The 16,241-nt window shown below is 65.7% G+C and carries 11 protein-coding genes, 3 rRNA genes and 1 riboswitch; of the genes, 1 reads left to right on the forward strand and 13 read right to left on the reverse strand.

Features of this window, described 5'->3' with window-relative positions:
• Positions 1-146: 146 nt before the first annotated feature.
• A riboswitch (glycine riboswitch) is annotated at positions 147-245 on the reverse strand.
• Positions 246-357: 112 nt separating this feature from the next.
• Entirely contained in the window at positions 358-723 is a 366-nt protein-coding gene (locus ACXNSR_RS07400; RefSeq protein WP_458641351.1) for a PRC-barrel domain-containing protein, read from the forward strand.
• Between the two features lie 21 nt (positions 724-744).
• On the opposite strand, the gene ACXNSR_RS07405 is transcribed toward ACXNSR_RS07400, so the two are convergent.
• From ACXNSR_RS07405 to ACXNSR_RS07465, 13 genes are all read right to left on the reverse strand, one after another.
• Positions 745-2,199: a DNA polymerase IV gene (locus ACXNSR_RS07405; protein WP_458641352.1), complete on the reverse strand. Its 1,455-nt coding sequence runs from the start codon at positions 2,197-2,199 to the stop codon at positions 745-747.
• Between the two features lie 43 nt (positions 2,200-2,242).
• Positions 2,243-2,881, reverse strand: a complete 639-nt coding sequence (locus ACXNSR_RS07410; RefSeq protein WP_458641353.1) for a MerR family transcriptional regulator — start codon at positions 2,879-2,881, stop codon at positions 2,243-2,245.
• A 180-nt stretch (positions 2,882-3,061) separates the two neighbouring features.
• Positions 3,062-3,535, reverse strand: coding sequence for a bifunctional nuclease family protein (locus ACXNSR_RS07415; protein WP_030009777.1), 474 nt, complete (start codon positions 3,533-3,535; stop codon positions 3,062-3,064).
• Between the two features lie 51 nt (positions 3,536-3,586).
• The gene (ftsR, locus tag ACXNSR_RS07420; RefSeq protein ID WP_458641354.1) at positions 3,587-4,360 is read right to left on the reverse strand and encodes a transcriptional regulator FtsR; all 774 of its coding nucleotides are present in this window, start codon (positions 4,358-4,360) and stop codon (positions 3,587-3,589) included.
• A gap of 19 nt (positions 4,361-4,379) precedes the next feature.
• Positions 4,380-5,327, reverse strand: coding sequence for an FHA domain-containing protein (locus tag ACXNSR_RS07425; RefSeq protein ID WP_458643220.1), 948 nt, complete (start codon positions 5,325-5,327; stop codon positions 4,380-4,382).
• Between the two features lie 85 nt (positions 5,328-5,412).
• Positions 5,413-6,393 carry a DUF881 domain-containing protein gene (locus tag ACXNSR_RS07430; RefSeq protein WP_458641355.1) on the reverse strand — a complete coding sequence of 327 codons (981 nt, stop codon included), beginning with the start codon at positions 6,391-6,393 and terminating at the stop codon, positions 5,413-5,415.
• A 5-nt stretch (positions 6,394-6,398) separates the two neighbouring features.
• Positions 6,399-6,731, reverse strand: coding sequence for a small basic family protein (locus tag ACXNSR_RS07435; protein ID WP_030010496.1), 333 nt, complete (start codon positions 6,729-6,731; stop codon positions 6,399-6,401).
• Positions 6,728-7,636: a DUF881 domain-containing protein gene (locus tag ACXNSR_RS07440; protein WP_458641356.1), complete on the reverse strand. Its 909-nt coding sequence runs from the start codon at positions 7,634-7,636 to the stop codon at positions 6,728-6,730. Before ACXNSR_RS07440 ends, ACXNSR_RS07435 begins: the two co-directional genes overlap by 4 nt.
• Positions 7,637-7,746: 110 nt before the next feature.
• On the reverse strand, positions 7,747-10,242 hold the full coding sequence (locus tag ACXNSR_RS07445; protein WP_266598910.1) for a mannose-1-phosphate guanyltransferase: 2,496 nt from the start codon (positions 10,240-10,242) through the stop codon (positions 7,747-7,749).
• 100 nt (positions 10,243-10,342) lie between these two features.
• Positions 10,343-10,933: a CDP-alcohol phosphatidyltransferase family protein gene (locus tag ACXNSR_RS07450; RefSeq protein ID WP_458641357.1), complete on the reverse strand. Its 591-nt coding sequence runs from the start codon at positions 10,931-10,933 to the stop codon at positions 10,343-10,345.
• A gap of 129 nt (positions 10,934-11,062) precedes the next feature.
• Positions 11,063-11,179 (reverse strand): 5S ribosomal RNA (gene rrf / locus ACXNSR_RS07455).
• A gap of 77 nt (positions 11,180-11,256) precedes the next feature.
• Positions 11,257-14,376: ribosomal RNA gene (locus ACXNSR_RS07460) — 23S ribosomal RNA — on the reverse strand.
• 284 nt (positions 14,377-14,660) lie between these two features.
• Positions 14,661-16,184, reverse strand: a 16S ribosomal RNA gene (locus tag ACXNSR_RS07465).
• The 16S, 23S and 5S rRNA genes sit together here, the layout of an rRNA operon.
• Positions 16,185-16,241 lie beyond the last annotated feature (57 nt).

Consider the following 16,241-nt stretch of genomic DNA (forward strand, 5'->3'; position numbering starts at 1 on the left):
GCACCCGGACGGCCTCCCCCTCTGTCATCTGCACCTGAGAGTTTCACCGGAGTCACGGGGGTCTCCCGAGAGTTCCGGCTTTCACCGTCGGTGAGGAGGGGGACCGGCACTGCGCGCCCGGTACCCGCCCTGCTTTCCAGAGTGGCCTCGTCCGTGCGGTACGTATGCCTGAGAGATTCCGGGGAGGATTTGCTCCTTCGGCGCCTCCGTCTCGTTCACTCGGAGGACTCTCCCGCACAGGGTCGACAGCCGTTCACCAGCGTACCAGCGAGGTTCTGAACCCTCCCCGAGTGGCCTCCACTGCGGATATGCACTTCTGTAGTCATTACGGAGCAGTTGCGACCTTTTGGAGGGACCGTGCAGACCGACATCGATCCGCGCAGCCTGATCGGCCGAAAGGCGTTCGACCGCAATGGCACCAAGATCGGCACGATCGACGAGGTCTACCTCGACGATGCCACGGGCGTCCCGGAGTGGGCCGCGGTCCGGACGGGGCTCTTCAGCCGGGACGCCTTCGTCCCGCTGGAGCCGAGCGAGCTGGTGGGCGACACCCTGCGGGTGCCCTTCGAACGCGCCCTCATCAGGGACGCCCCGGACTTCGGTGTCGGGCGCCACCTCTCCCCCGAACAGGAGCTGCAGCTCTACCACCACTACGGACTGGACACGACCCTTCCGTCGGACTTCGACCACGACTTCGGCCGCCTGGCGGGCGGCGAGAACTAGGCTGCCTAGGCCTGTTCCCGCCTAGGCCTGTTCCCCCACGAGCGGCAGCGGATCGGACGGCTCCAGCTCGGGGTCGTCCACCCGGAAGGTCCGCACCCGGCCGGGCTCCGAGCCGGGCTGCTCGAAGCGCACGGTCACCCGCCCGACCCCGCTGCCCTGCACCCATCCGGGCCCGTACACGGCATGCCGTACGTCGCTCCCGGCCGCCCAGCGCCGTTCGGGGGCCGGCTCCGGCCCCCGGGGCGGCTCGGCGGCCTGCTGGGCACCGCCGGCCGCCGTCCGGGCACCGTCTGCCGCCACGGCTTCCCCTCCTGCCCCGGCCGTCCTGTCCGCTCCGTCGTTCCCGTCCGCCCCCTCCAGCCCGTCCGCCCCATCCGCTCCCTCCGCCCCGTCCGGCTCAGCGGCGAGCGACTGCGCGAACAGGTCCTCCTGCGTGTAGTCCGCCAGCCCGCTGACCCCCACTCCGAGCAGCCGCACCCCACCCGTGGTGTCCACGCCCTCCAGCAGCCGCGCCGCCGCCTCCCGCACCACCGCGGGGTCGTCCGTGGGCCCCCGCAGGGTCTCCGACCGGGTCAGGGTGGAGAAGTCGTACCGCCTCACCTTGAGCACGATCGTGCGCCCCGAGTGCCCGGAGCCCCGCAGCCGCTGCACGCAGCGGTCGGCGAGCCGCTGGACCTCGCCGCGGATCCTCACCCGATCGTGCAGGTCCACGTCGAAGGTGTCCTCGACCGACACCGACTTCGCGTCGCGCTCCGCGACCACCGGCCGGTCGTCCAGCCCGAGCGCCATCCGGTACAGCCCGGCACCGGCCGCGCGGCCGACCATCCGGACCAGCTCGTCCTCCCCGGCCTCCGCCAGCTCCCCCACCGTGGTGATCCCGGCCCGGCGCAGGTGCTCGCCGGTGGCCGGACCCACCCCGGGCAGGGTCCGTACCGGCATCGGCGCGAGCAGCTCGCGCTCCGTCCCCGGCTCGATCAGCAGCAGTCCGGCCGGTTTGGCCTCCTCGGAGGCCACCTTGGCCAGCATCTTCGACCCGGCCAGGCCCACCGACCCGCTGAGCCCCGTGGCGGCCCGGATGTCCGCACGCAGCCGCTCCCCCGCCTCCCGTGCGCTGCGCGAGTCGAAGGCCACCCCGCCCGCCTCCAGGTCCACGAAGGCCTCGTCCAGGCTCAGGGGTTCCACCAGGGGCGACAGGTCCCGCAGCAGGGCCATCACCACGTCGCTGACCTGCCGGTAGAGGCTGAAGCGGGGGATCAGACAGGCGCCGTTCGGGCAGAGCCGCCGCGCCTGCCCCATCGGCATCGCGGAGTGCACTCCGAAGCGTCTGGCCTCGTACGAGGCCGTGGCGACGACCCCGCGCGGCCCGAGGCCGCCGACGATGACCGCCTTGCCCCGCAGGCTCGGCTTCGACGCCTGCTCCACGGAGGCGTAGAAGGCGTCCATGTCCAGGTGCAGGATGGTCGGCGCGGCTCTCACAGCCCGATGCTGCCCTACGCCACTGACAATGCCCCGACGCGGGTCAGACGGCCCGGTTGCGGCGGGCGGCCAGCTCGTCGGCGGGATTGTGCCGCACCAGGGTCTCGCCGGTGTCCACGCGCTCCCCGTGCAACTGCGACAGCGCGCTCTCGACGTCGCGCCACACCACGCCCACCGCGATGCCGAAGACGCCCTGCCCGCCCTGCAGCAGGCTCACGACCTGGTCCGGCGAGGTGCACTCGTACACGGTGGCGCCGTCGCTCATCAGCGTCATCCGTTCGAGGTCCGAGAGCTCCCGGTCGTGCAGGTGCTGGACCGCCGTGCGGATGTTCTGCAGCGCCACCCCGGTGTCGAGGAAACGCTTGACGATCTTGAGGACCACGACGTCGCGGAAGCTGTAGAGCCGCTGCGTCCCCGCCCCGTGGGCGGCCCGCATGCTGGGCTCCACCAGCCCGGTCCGGGACCAGTAGTCGAGCTGCCGGTAGGTGATGCCGGCCGCGGCGCACGCCGTCGGGCCGCGGTATCCGATCTGCTCGGGCTCCGGATCCGCGCCCACCGGTCCGACCGGCGTCGATTCCGGCTGACGGCGGGCGGAACCGATCGCACCGCCGTGCAGCGGGTACGGCCCAGCCTCACTCCGTGCGGGGGTGCCCCCGGTCGTACCGTCGCCCGTGATCCTCACGCCGACCCTCCGTCCTTGACCTGCCCACCTCGAAGGTAGGCAGTCACCAGGGGTGCGTCAACGATCGCCACACTCGGCACGCCGAGTGATAATCACCCTGAGAGTGGTTTCCCGTGTCCCTTTACGGGGAAAGGCTAATCGAATGCGCTGAGGATCCCCGAGGACGACGCGGCCGACACCTCACTGCGGGCCGGTGCCGAAGTCCTCCGGTGAGATCTGGTCGAGGAACTCGCGGAACTTCTCCACCTCGTCCTCCTGCTCGTCCGGAATGGCGATTCCGGCGTCGTCCAGCACGCCGTCGCTCCCGTAGATCGGCGTCCCCGTCCGCAGGGCGAGGGCTATGGCGTCGGAAGGACGCGCACTCACCTCGACCCCGCTGGCGAAGACGAGCTCCGCGTAGAAGACGCCCTCCCGCAGATCCGTGATCCGGACCTCGGTGAGCTCCTCGCCGATCGCCTCCAGCACGTCCTTGAACAGGTCGTGCGTCAGCGGTCGGGCAGGGGCCATCCCCTGCTGCGCGAAGGCAATGGCGGTCGCCTCCCCCGGACCGATCCAGATGGGGAGGTACCGATCGCCTCCCACTTCACGCAGGAGCACGATCGGTTGGTTGGAGGGCATTTCCACCCGGACACCCACAACGTCGAGCTCGTTCACACAGTAACCCTAGGACCTGCGCGACATGTTTGGGTAGTCGGGCCCCCCACCTCAGGGAAGCCGGACCCCGAGAGCGGTCTGCACGAACGCCTCGTGGAGCCGTACGGAGAGCCCCGCGAGCTCTTTCAGGGTGGCCTCCGCATGAGCCCTCGTCTGCGGATTGCGATGCCTGCGCAGCGGCGCCACCACCTGCTCCACCAGGCCCGCCTCGCGGTCCGCGGCGGCCTTCATCGCACGCAGGTGCCGCGGCTCCAGCCCGAACCGGCCCAGGTCGGCCACCAGCCGGGCCACGGTGACCGCCTCGGCGTCGAAACCGCCGTCCGCGCCCTCGGCCAGCAGCCCGTACGACTCCCACTCGACCAGCTGCACCTCGTCCACCCCGGCGGCCGCGAGCAGCTCGGCCCGGCCCACCCGGGCCACGGTGGGCCGGTCCCGCCCCACTTCGCCGTGGCCCGAGGCCGTTCCGGCGGGATCGGTGGAGTCCACGTGCGCGGTGGGCGCCGGAATGTGGACCTGCTCCCCGCGGGCGAGCGCGTCGAGCTGCTCGCGGATGACCTTCAGCGGCAGGTAGTGGTCGCGCTGCAGCCGCAGGATCCGAGCGAGCCGCTCCACGTCGTCGGTGCTGAACTTGCGGTATCCCGAAGGGGTGCGCCGGGGTTCGACGAGCCCTTCCGCCTCCAGAAAACGGATCTTCGAGATGGTGACCTCGGGGAACTCGTCACGCAGCGTGGTGAGCACCGTGCCGATGCTCACCAGCCGCCCGGCCGGGCCGGCGGTGCCGGCGGCGCCACTTCTCGGGGCACCGCCGGTCGGGGTACGCAGCATGGAACCTTCCCTAAAAGGGTCAGATGCCCCGCAGGCTCGCGTAGAAGACCAGCCGGTACTTGCCGATCTGCACCTCGTCGCCGTTCTGCAGGGCGACGGAGTCGATCGGTTCACGGTTCACGTACGTGCCGTTGAGGCTGCCGACATCGGCGACGGTGAAGCCGCCTTCCTGGCTCCTGCGGAATTCGACATGGCGCCGGGAGACGGTGACGTCGTCCAGGAAGATGTCGCTCTGCGGGTGGCGGCCGGCCGTGGTCAGCTCGCCGTCCAGCAGGAAACGGCTCCCGGAGTTGGGGCCGCGCCGCACGATGAGCAGAGCGGAACCGGAGGGCAGCGCTTCCACCGCGGCCTGCGCCTCGGGGGACAGCGAGGAGGACGACACGTGCGGTTGTCCGGACACCTCGGCCTCATAGGCCTCGAGGCCCGAGATCGAGATCGTGGACGTGGTCTCCGAGGCACGCTCCGGCGTCAGACCCGCCCGCAGCGGCGCGCCGCAGTTCGAGCAGAACCGACTGGCCGCATCGCTGCGGTGTCCGCACCTGCTGCAAATCTGCTCGGCCGACATGGACGGCTCCTCGCGCCGCGGATGCCCCGCGGATGCATTGGTGGCATACGGGTCGGGGGCAAACCCTCCACCCGCACTTGAGGTTGATGGTTCACCGAAACCTATGCGTCCGGTACCAGCAGGGTCAACAGCCGACGCGCCGGGGGCACCGGGAACATCACCCGCGCCGGCGACCTCGTCGCGGAAGAGCGGCCGGTCGCCCTGCCCTTCCACGTCCCCGTGCCCGGCGCGATGCCGTGCCGCGCCGCCTTCCTCACGGTTCTTCTTGCCGAACAACTTCTCAAACAACTTCACGGGCGATTCCCCTTGACTGAAACAGACCCGCCCGTGGGGCAGGACGAACTCCGAATGCAGACACCTGCCGACCCGGACATTCTGACAACGTCCGTAACCACCAGACAGTTTCCACCACGCACCGCGACTTCGGTGCGCCGACCCCCCGCAGGCATCCGCCCGCGTGAGCCGCTCGATCCTTCACTCCGAATCATCACGATGACGACCGAGCGTAGTCAGGCTGCTTCGCAGCCCGCAAGGCATCCACAACGATCTTCGCCGACCGTGTGACGGCGACGGTGGCCTGCTCCTTCTCCAGCGTCTGGACGACACCGCCGGGGATGTTCAGCGCGGGCTCCAGATCCTGTGGTTTGCCGATCACCCGGAACTCATAGGGTTGTGTGATCTTCTTGCCGTCGATGGAGACCCCGCCGTTCTCGTCGGAGAAGTACGAGCCCGCCACGATGCGCACCCCGTTGATCTGGATCGCCTCGGCCCCGGCCGCCCGCAGCTCCTGGAGCGTGTCCAGCAGCTGGTCCGACTGCACCTGACCCGTGGGATCCGTGATCTTCAGCGTGATGCCCGGCCCCTGGGCCGCCACCGTACCGGCCAGGATGCCGAGTTGGCGTTCCTTCTCGACCGTCTGCTTGCGGGCCTCCTCGGCCTGATTGGAACTGCTCTCCAGCTCCTTGCGCTGGTCCTCCAGCCGCTGCTTCTCGTCCTCCAGTCGCTTGGTCCGCCCGTCGAGCTCGTCGAGGATCCGTACGAGGTCCTCCTGGCGGGCCCCGCGCAGCGCGCTGGAGTCGCTGTTCGACCGGACCTGGATCGCCAGACCCAGTCCCAGCACGAACAGCAGCAGCGCAACGATCAGTTGGGCCCGGCTCACCCGCGGCGGCCACAGCCCGGCCGCGAGCCGCTGCCGGCCGGTCTCCTCCGGCTGCCCCGGTACTTCCTTGGACGGCTCCGAAGGCTCCTGCGGTTCCGGCGACGGCGGAGGTTGTGGCGACTGCGGGGGCTCCGGGGACCGCGGCGGCAGCAGGGGCTCCGGGGACTGCGGCGGCTTCGGGGGTTGCGGGGTCACCGGGGGCTGCGGGGTCTCCGGCGCCTTCGCGGGCTGCGGGGTCTCCGGGTCCTTCGGCGGCTCCGGCGGCCGGCCCGCGCCCCCCTGCTCCTCGGGGCTGTCGTTCGTACTCATCGGCCTCACGCCCGGAACACGTGCCGGCGGATGGCCGCGGCGTTGGAGAAGATGCGGATGCCCAGGACCACGACCACACCCGTGGACAGCTGCGAGCCGACCCCGAGCTTGTCACCGAGGAAGACGATCAGCGCGGCCACGACCACGTTCGACAGGAACGACACCACGAAGACCTTGTCCACGAAGATGCCGTCCAGCATCGCGCGGAGGCCGCCGAACACCGCGTCCAGTGCCGCCACCACGGCGATCGGCAGATATGGCTCCACCACGGCCGGCACCTCGGGCCGGACCAGAAGCCCGGCCACCACTCCGGCCAAGAGGCCCAGTACCGCGATCACGATGCACCCTTCTGCTGCTCTGCCGGTGTTGCTGTACGTACGGTCAGGCTCGACGCGGCCGGCAACCGCAGGTCGTCCGCCGGAGACAGGGCGTAACGGATCCCGTAGCTCTCCTGCAGCACGTGCAGGTACTGTCCGTCCGCCGAGTCCTGGAAGGCCGTGCCGAGCCGTTTCTTGTCCCCCACCGCCAGCACTTCGTACGGCGGCACCAGCGGCCTGTTGTCGACCAGTATCGCGTCACCCGCGGCTCTGATCGCCGAGAGTTCCGTCAACCGCTGCCCGTTGATGGAGATGGCCTCCGCCCCGGACTGCCAGAGCCCGTTGACGATCTTCTGCATGTCACGGTCACGGAGCCGGCCGGTGTCCGAGAAGCCAGAGCTCTCGCGCGGTTTGCCACCGCCGCCCGACGAAGCGCCCTTGGCGTCGTCCACCACCAGCTTGATCCCCGGCCCGTGGACCTCCGTGGCGCCCGCCAGCAGGGCCACGAGCTCGCCCTGGCCCCCGCCGGGCTGCTTCAGCGCCGCACGCTGGCGGGCCGCGACATCGGTCCTGAGGCGGTCGATGTCACGCTCCAGGCCGTGCGCGCGGTCGTCCGCCCGCTCCACCCGGTCGATCAGTTCCTGACGCTCCTTGGCCAGCGTCGGCGCGGCTATCCGGGCCTCCGCCGCGCCGAGCGTGACGACCATGGCGGTGACGACGAGCCCGGCGGCGAGCCCCAATTTGGCCTTGAGGGTCCGCGGCAGACCCGCCGTACCCTCGGCCTCGCGCCGGGCCGCGGCCTCCGCGTAGCCCTCGTCGAGACTGTGGTCCATCACGTGCGTCAGCAGCGACATGGAAGCGTCCGGGCGCGCGGGCACAGGAGACGCCGGAGTCCGGTTGTGGGGCGGCTGCGACATGCCGCACATCGTCGCATGTCGGCAGCGCAGTCACCCAATGCGTCCATCCGGTGGGCCGGGCAGGCACTCCCCGCACCCGGCCCACCGGACTTCCGCCCTGCCTCATCGCACGTCGGCACTCACTGCCCGGCACCCTCCACGACGCCCGCCCACTCGTCGAGCAGGGCCTGCGCGGTGCCGTCGTCGGGCCCCTCGGCCCACAGGTGCGTGACCGCTTCCGCCGGATCCGGCAGGACCAGCGCCCACCGTCCGTCGGCCTCGACCACCCGCACCCCGTCGGTGGTGTCCACCTGCCGGTCGCCGGCCGCCTCCACGACCCGCCGCATGACGAGCCCCTTCACCGCCCACGGCGTCGAGACGTCCCGCCTGAGCACGTGGGCCCGCGGGATCCGGGCGTCGATCTGGCTCAGCGTGAGCTGCGTGCGCGCCACCAGCCCGAGCAGCTGCACGAAGGCGGCCGAACCGTCGAAGACGCTGCTGAACTCCGGAACGATGAAGCCGCCCCGGCCGTCTCCTCCGAAGATGGTGTTCTCCGCCCGCCCCACCCGGGTCAGGTCGTCGGGCGAGGTCGTCGTCCACTCGACCTGCGTACCGTGGTAGGCCGCCACCTGCTCGGCCACCCTGGTCGTGGTCACCGGCAGCGCGACCTTGCCGCTGCGCTTCTCCGCCGCCACCAGGTCGAGCATCACGAGCAGCGCCCGGTCGTCCTCGATGATCCGCCCGCGCTCGTCCACGAGGGAGATCCGCTCGCCCACCGGGTCGAACCGGACGCCGAAGGCCGCCCGTGCCGAGGCCACGATCTCCCCCAGCCGCACCAGCCCGGCCCGCCGGGACTCCCTGGTTTCCGTCGGCCGGGACTCGTCGAGCCCGGGATTGATCGTCAGCGCGTCCACACCGAGCCGTCCCAGCAGGCTGGGCAGGACGAGCCCGGCGCTTCCGTTCGAGGCGTCCACGACCACCTTGAGCCCGGCGTCCCCGATACCGGTGGTGTCCACCCGCCGGAGCAACGATCCGGTGTAGGCGTCGAAGACGCTGCCCGGGAACTGCAGGTCTCCGATCTCCCCGGGGAACGCCCGCCGGTACTCCTGGCGCGCGTACACCCGGTCCAGCTTGCGCTGCCCCTGGAGCGAGAGGTCCGCCCCCCGCTCGTCCAGGAACATGATGTCCACGGAGTCCGGCACACCCGGCGAGGTCCGCAGTACGATCCCGCCGGCGCTGCCGCGCGCGGTCTGCTGCCGTGCCACCGGCAGCGGTACGTTCTCCAGGTCCCGTACGTTGATGGCGCTGGCCTGGAGCGCGGAGATCACGGCACGCTTGAGCGCCCTGGCGCCCCGGGAGTGGTCACGGGCCGTGGTGACGATCGCCCCCTTCTTCAGGGTCGTGGCGTACGCGCCGGCGAGCCGGACCACCACCTCCGGGGTGATCTCCACGTTCAGGATCCCGGAGACCCCACGGGCGCCGAACAGGTGCGCCTGGCCGCGGGACTCCCAGATCACCGAGGTGTTGACGAAGGCGCCGGCCTCGATGGTCTTGAACGGATAGACCCGCACATTGCCCTGGACGATCGATTCCTCACCGACGAGGCACTCGTCACCGATGACGGCCCCGTCCTCGATCCGCGCGGCCCGCATGATGTCGGTGTTCTTGCCGATGACGCAGCCGCGGAGGTTGCTGTGGGGTCCGATGTAGACGTTGTCGTGGACGACGGCACGGTGCAGGAAGGCCCCGCCCTTGACGACGACGTTCGACCCGATGACGGTGTGCTCGCGGATCTCCGCGCCGGCTTCGACCTTCGCGTAGTCCCCGATGTACAGCGGCCCGCGCAGCACCGCGTCGGGGCTCACCTCGGCCCCTTCGGCGATCCACACCCCCGGGGAGATCTCGAAGCCGTCCATCTCGATCTGGACCTTGCCCTCGAGCACGTCGGCCTGCGCCTTGACGTAGCTCTCGTGCGTGCCGACGTCCTCCCAGTAGCCCTCGGCGACGTAGCCGTAGATGGGCCGGCCTTCCTTCATCAGCTGGGGGAAGACGTCACCGGACCAGTCGACGGAGACGTCGGGGTCCACGTAGTTGAAGACCTCGGGCTCCATGACGTAGATGCCGGTGTTGACGGTGTCCGAGAACACCTGTCCCCAGGTCGGCTTCTCCAGGAACCGCTCGACCTTGCCCTCCTCGTCCACGATCGTGATGCCGAATTCCAGCGGGTTCGGCACCCGGGTCAGGCACACCGTGACGAGGGCGCCCTTCTCCTTGTGGAAGCGGATCAGGTCGGTGAGGTCGAAGTCGGTGAGCGCATCGCCGGAAATGACGACGAAGGCATCGTCCTTCAGTGCCTCCTCGGCGTTCTTCACGCTGCCGGCGGTCCCGAGTGGCTTCTCCTCGTGGGCGTAGGTGAGCTCCATTCCGAGCTCTTCGCCATCCCCGAAATAGTTCTTGACGAGTGACGCCAGGAACTGCACGGTGACCACGGTCTCGCTGAGCCCATGACGCTTGAGCAGCCTGAGCACGTGCTCCATGATCGGCCGGTTGGCCACCGGCAGGAGCGGCTTGGGCATGCTCGAGGTCATGGGGCGAAGACGCGTGCCCTCGCCACCGGCCATCACGACGGCCTTCATGTCGGAAGAGTCCTCCTTGGGAGACGACAGTCGTGCCGACCCTCACCCGTCTCGGGCGGTGACTCCGCAACTCCTCCGCGTCATCCGGCGCCGGGCGGGCTCAATCGGCCGTGGTGTCAGCCTTGACCAGACGGCGGACTTGAACCACGTAAAGGATTCCTGCCCACCAGTAGAGGGTTGTACCCCATACAGCGAACGCCCATCCGAAAACTGACGCCAACCAGGCCAACCAGCCGCTTCCGTCACTGAGGAGCAGCAAGGGAAACGCGTACATCAGGTTGAAGGTGGCGGCCTTGCCGAGGAAGTTGACCTGCGGCGGCGGATATCCGTGACGACGCAGGATCCACACCATGACCAGCAACATCAGCTCGCGCGCGAGCAACGCTCCGGTGAGCCACAGCGGCAGAATCCCGCGATAAGTCAGACCGAAGAGCGTCGAGAGGACGTACAGCCGGTCCGCGGCAGGGTCGAGCAGCCGGCCGAGCTTGCTGATCTGATTCCAGCGCCGTGCGAGCTTCCCGTCGAGGTAGTCGCTGATCCCGCTGAGCATGAGGACGGCCAGGGCCCACCCGTCGTACTCCGCGAGGATCAGCCACAAGAACAGGGGCACGCCGGCCAGGCGAGCCATGCTCAGGATGTTCGGAATGGTGAAAATTCGGTCAGTCTGAACCCGAGTCTCCTGGACCTCCACCCGGGGGCCTCCACTGTGACTGTAGAAATGTGGTCGTTCGATGCCCCCTGACCCTACAGGAGACCGCACACGTGTCCTGAACGCAGAAAAGCCCCGCACCATAAGGTGCGGGGCTCTCCCACAATAAAAGTTCGGCGGCGTCCTACTCTCCCACAGGGTCCCCCCTGCAGTACCATCGGCGCTGAAAGGCTTAGCTTCCGGGTTCGGAATGTAACCGGGCGTTTCCCTAACGCTATGACCACCGAAACACTATGAAATTTAGAACGCTGGTGTTTTCACAGCTGTTCGTTATTTCAGAACTAACACAGTGGACGCGAGCAACTGAGGACAAGCCCTCGGCCTATTAGTACCAGTCAGCTTCACCCGTTACCGGGCTTCCACATCTGGCCTATCAACCCAGTCGTCTACTGGGAGCCTTACCCTCTCAAGGAGGTGGGAATACTCATCTTGAAGCAGGCTTCCCGCTTAGATGCTTTCAGCGGTTATCCCTCCCGAACGTAGCCAACCAGCCATGCCCTTGGCAGGACAACTGGCACACCAGAGGTTCGTCCGTCCCGGTCCTCTCGTACTAGGGACAGCCCTTCTCAATATTCCTACGCGCACAGCGGATAGGGACCGAACTGTCTCACGACGTTCTAAACCCAGCTCGCGTACCGCTTTAATGGGCGAACAGCCCAACCCTTGGGACCGACTCCAGCCCCAGGATGCGACGAGCCGACATCGAGGTGCCAAACCATCCCGTCGATATGGACTCTTGGGGAAGATCAGCCTGTTATCCCCGGGGTACCTTTTATCCGTTGAGCGACGGCGCTTCCACAAGCCACCGCCGGATCACTAGTCCCGACTTTCGTCCCTGCTCGACCCGTCGGTCTCACAGTCAAGCTCCCTTGTGCACTTACACTCAACACCTGATTGCCAACCAGGCTGAGGGAACCTTTGGGCGCCTCCGTTACCCTTTGGGAGGCAACCGCCCCAGTTAAACTACCCATCAGACACTGTCCCTGATCCGGATCACGGACCGAGGTTAGACATCCAGCACGACCAGAGTGGTATTTCAACGGCGACTCCACAACCACTGGCGTGGCTGCTTCAAAGTCTCCCACCTATCCTACACAAGCCGAACCGAACACCAATATCAAACTGTAGTAAAGGTCCCGGGGTCTTTCCGTCCTGCTGCGCGAAACGAGCATCTTTACTCGTAGTGCAATTTCACCGGGCCTATGGTTGAGACAGTCGAGAAGTCGTTACGCCATTCGTGCAGGTCGGAACTTACCCGACAAGGAATTTCGCTACCTTAGGATGGTTATAGTTACCACCGCCGTTTACTGGCGCTTAAGTTCTCAGCTTCGCAACCCCGAAAGGTCACTAACCGGTCCCCTTAACGTTCCAGCACCGGGCAGGCGTCAGTCCGTATACATCGCCTTACGGCTTCGCACGGACCTGTGTTTTTAGTAAACAGTCGCTTCTCGCTGGTCTCTGCGGCCACCCCCAGCTCACGGAGCAAGTCCGATCACCAGTGATGGCCCCCCTTCTCCCGAAGTTACGGGGGCATTTTGCCGAGTTCCTTAACCATAGTTCACCCGAACGCCTCGGTATTCTCTACCTGACCACCTGAGTCGGTTTAGGGTACGGGCCGCCATGAAACTCGCTAGAGGCTTTTCTCGACAGCATAGGATCATCCACTTCACCACAATCGGCTCGGCATCAGGTCTCAGCCTTATATGAGGGACGGATTTGCCTACCCCTCGGCCTACACCCTTACCCCGGGACAACCACCGCCCGGGCTGGACTACCTTCCTGCGTCACCCCATCGCTTACCTACTACAAGTCTGGTTCGTCGGCTCCACCACTTTCCTTTCCCCGAAGGGTCCGGAACGGCTTCACGGACTTAGCATCGCCTGATTCGATATTGGGCGTTTCAAAGCGGGTACCGGAATATCAACCGGTTGTCCATCGACTACGCCTGTCGGCCTCGCCTTAGGTCCCGACTTACCCTGGGCAGATCAGCTTGACCCAGGAACCCTTAGTCAATCGGCGCACACGTTTCTCACGTGTGTATCGCTACTCATGCCTGCATTCTCACTCGTGAACCGTCCACAACTAGCTTCCGCTGCTGCTTCACCCGGCACACGACGCTCCCCTACCCATCACAACACCCGTTGGGGCTTCTGCTGCAATGACACGACTTCGGCGGTACGCTTGAGCCCCGCTACATTGTCGGCGCGGAATCACTTGACCAGTGAGCTATTACGCACTCTTTCAAGGGTGGCTGCTTCTAAGCCAACCTCCTGGTTGTCTCTGCGACTCCACATCCTTTCCCACTTAGCGTACGCTTAGGGGCCTTAGTCGATGCTCTGGGCTGTTTCCCTCTCGACCATGGAGCTTATCCCCCACAGTCTCACTGCCGTGCTCTCACTTACCGGCATTCGGAGTTTGGCTAAGGTCAGTAACCCGGTAGGGCCCATCGCCTATCCAGTGCTCTACCTCCGGCAAGAAACACACGACGCTGCACCTAAATGCATTTCGGGGAGAACCAGCTATCACGGAGTTTGATTGGCCTTTCACCCCTAACCACAGGTCATCCCCCAGGTTTTCAACCCTGGTGGGTTCGGTCCTCCACGAAGTCTTACCTCCGCTTCAACCTGCCCATGGCTAGATCACTCCGCTTCGGGTCTAGAGCGTGCAACTCAATCGCCCTGTTCGGACTCGCTTTCGCTACGGCTTCCCCACACGGGTTAACCTCGCTACACACCGCTAACTCGCAGGCTCATTCTTCAAAAGGCACGCAGTCACGAGATACAGCAAGCTGTATCCGACGCTCCCACGGCTTGTAGGCACACGGTTTCAGGTACTATTTCACTCCGCTCCCGCGGTACTTTTCACCATTCCCTCACGGTACTATCCGCTATCGGTCACCAGGGAATATTTAGGCTTAGCGGGTGGTCCCGCCAGATTCACACGGGATTTCTCGGGCCCCGTGCTACTTGGGAGATGAGCAAGCAAGCCGTACAGATTTCAGCTACGGGGGTCTTACCCTCTACGCCGGACCTTTCGCATGTCCTTCGCCTATCCATACGGTTTCTGACTCGCCTCACAGCCGGCAGACTGTGAAAGCTCATTCCCACAACCCCGCATGCGCAACCCCTGCCGGGTATCACACGCATACGGTTTGGCCTCATCCGGTTTCGCTCGCCACTACTCCCGGAATCACGGTTGTTTTCTCTTCCTGAGGGTACTGAGATGTTTCACTTCCCCTCGTTCCCTCCACACTGCCTATGTGTTCAGCAGTGGGTGACAGCCCATGACGACTGCCGGGTTTCCCCATTCGGACACCCCCGGATCAAAGCTCAGTTGGCAGCTCCCCGGGGCCTATCGCGGCCTCTCACGTCCTTCATCGGTTCCTGGTGCCAAGGCATCCACCGTGCGCCCTTAAAAACTTGGCCACAGATGCTCGCGTCCACTGTGTAGTTCTCAAACAACGACCAGCCACCCATCACCCCACCAGACAAGCTGGCGAGTTCACTGGGGCCGGCACTGAAGATCTCAACCTTACGGCCGTACCTTCAGGACCCAACAACGTGCCAGGCATCCTCGTTCGTCCGTCTTCTCTTTCCACGCCGAAGCAGTACTCGAGAACCATCAGATCCGAAGATGCCAACTAATCAACGTTCCACCCATGAGCTGACCGTGCAGAACGTTTGTCTGCAATCGGTACTGTGCTCCTTAGAAAGGAGGTGATCCAGCCGCACCTTCCGGTACGGCTACCTTGTTACGACTTCGTCCCAATCGCCAGTCCCACCTTCGACAGCTCCCTCCACAAGGGTTGGGCCACCGGCTTCGGGTGTTACCGACTTTCGTGACGTGACGGGCGGTGTGTACAAGGCCCGGGAACGTATTCACCGCAGCAATGCTGATCTGCGATTACTAGCGACTCCGACTTCATGGGGTCGAGTTGCAGACCCCAATCCGAACTGAGACCGGCTTTTTGAGATTCGCTCCACCTCACGGTATCGCAGCTCATTGTACCGGCCATTGTAGCACGTGTGCAGCCCAAGACATAAGGGGCATGATGACTTGACGTCGTCCCCACCTTCCTCCGAGTTGACCCCGGCGGTCTCCTGTGAGTCCCCATCACCCCGAAGGGCATGCTGGCAACACAGGACAAGGGTTGCGCTCGTTGCGGGACTTAACCCAACATCTCACGACACGAGCTGACGACAGCCATGCACCACCTGTATACCGACCACAAGGGGGGCACTATCTCTAATGCTTTCCGGTATATGTCAAGCCTTGGTAAGGTTCTTCGCGTTGCGTCGAATTAAGCCACATGCTCCGCCGCTTGTGCGGGCCCCCGTCAATTCCTTTGAGTTTTAGCCTTGCGGCCGTACTCCCCAGGCGGGGAACTTAATGCGTTAGCTGCGGCACCGACGACGTGGAATGTCGCCAACACCTAGTTCCCAACGTTTACGGCGTGGACTACCAGGGTATCTAATCCTGTTCGCTCCCCACGCTTTCGCTCCTCAGCGTCAGTAATGGCCCAGAGATCCGCCTTCGCCACCGGTGTTCCTCCTGATATCTGCGCATTTCACCGCTACACCAGGAATTCCGATCTCCCCTACCACACTCTAGCTAGCCCGTATCGAATGCAGACCCGAGGTTAAGCCTCGGGCTTTCACATCCGACGTGACAAGCCGCCTACGAGCTCTTTACGCCCAATAATTCCGGACAACGCTTGCGCCCTACGTATTACCGCGGCTGCTGGCACGTAGTTAGCCGGCGCTTCTTCTGCAGGTACCGTCACTTTCGCTTCTTCCCTGCTGAAAGAGGTTTACAACCCGAAGGCCGTCATCCCTCACGCGGCGTCGCTGCATCAGGCTTTCGCCCATTGTGCAATATTCCCCACTGCTGCCTCCCGTAGGAGTCTGGGCCGTGTCTCAGTCCCAGTGTGGCCGGTCGCCCTCTCAGGCCGGCTACCCGTCGTCGCCTTGGTGGGCCATTACCCCACCAACAAGCTGATAGGCCGCGGGCTCATCCTTCACCGCCGGAGCTTTCAACCCCCGCCCATGCAGGCAGGAGTGGTATCCGGTATTAGACCCCGTTTCCAGGGCTTGTCCCAGAGTGAAGGGCAGATTGCCCACGTGTTACTCACCCGTTCGCCACTAATCCACCCCGAAGGGCTTCATCGTTCGACTTGCATGTGTTAAGCACGCCGCCAGCGTTCGTCCTGAGCCAGGATCAAACTCTCCATGAATGTTTACCCGTAATCGGGTGCACACATCACTTAGAGCGGGCACGTCATGTCGGAATA

The organism is Streptomyces sp. NC-S4, assembly GCF_054353315.1.

Coding starts and splice junctions, on each gene's coding strand:
- ftsR (WP_458641354.1), bottom strand. CDS start 4,360: ATGCTGCGTACCCCGACCGGCGGTGCCCCGAGAAGTGGCGCCGCCGGC.
- ACXNSR_RS07445 (WP_266598910.1), bottom strand. CDS start 10,242: ATGAAGGCCGTCGTGATGGCCGGTGGCGAGGGCACGCGTCTTCGCCCC.
- ACXNSR_RS07430 (WP_458641355.1), bottom strand. CDS start 6,393: ATGAGTACGAACGACAGCCCCGAGGAGCAGGGGGGCGCGGGCCGGCCG.
- ACXNSR_RS07440 (WP_458641356.1), bottom strand. CDS start 7,636: ATGTGCGGCATGTCGCAGCCGCCCCACAACCGGACTCCGGCGTCTCCT.